Source organism: Pseudomonas sp. PNPG3 (assembly GCF_023093815.1).
Taxonomy (GTDB): Bacteria; Pseudomonadota; Gammaproteobacteria; order Pseudomonadales; family Pseudomonadaceae; genus Aquipseudomonas; species Aquipseudomonas asiatica.
In genome coordinates this window covers 1-261 of sequence record NZ_JALLKV010000253.1, presented here as the reverse complement: position 1 = coordinate 261, position 261 = coordinate 1, and the positions used below count along the sequence as shown (strand labels likewise).

General features: G+C 72.8%; 1 protein-coding gene. It reads right to left on the bottom strand.

Annotation, left to right across the window (positions count from 1 at the left end):
- Positions 1 to 261, bottom strand: a 261-nt coding sequence (locus tag MJ643_RS30935; protein ID WP_247727345.1) for a hypothetical protein, incomplete at both ends; no start/stop codon positions are given.

Below are 261 nucleotides of genomic sequence, written 5' to 3'. Positions count from 1 at the left end.
CGCCGGGCGGGATGTCCAGGGCCATGTGCTCGGGCAGCTCGACCGGCATCGTCGGGCCGTCGGGGGAGCGGAGCATCACCGTCACGGCCCCGAAGGCAGCCATCACCAGGACGTTCTCGTCCTCGTTGACGACCCGGTCGATATGCGCGACGGGCGGGGTGCTGAGATCCGCGGGGGTCTCGTGGAGCTGAGAGCGCACCGCCTCCTGCAGTGCGGCGAGGCGCGAGACGGCGGGCCGCAGCTCGGTGATCGCGGCGACCG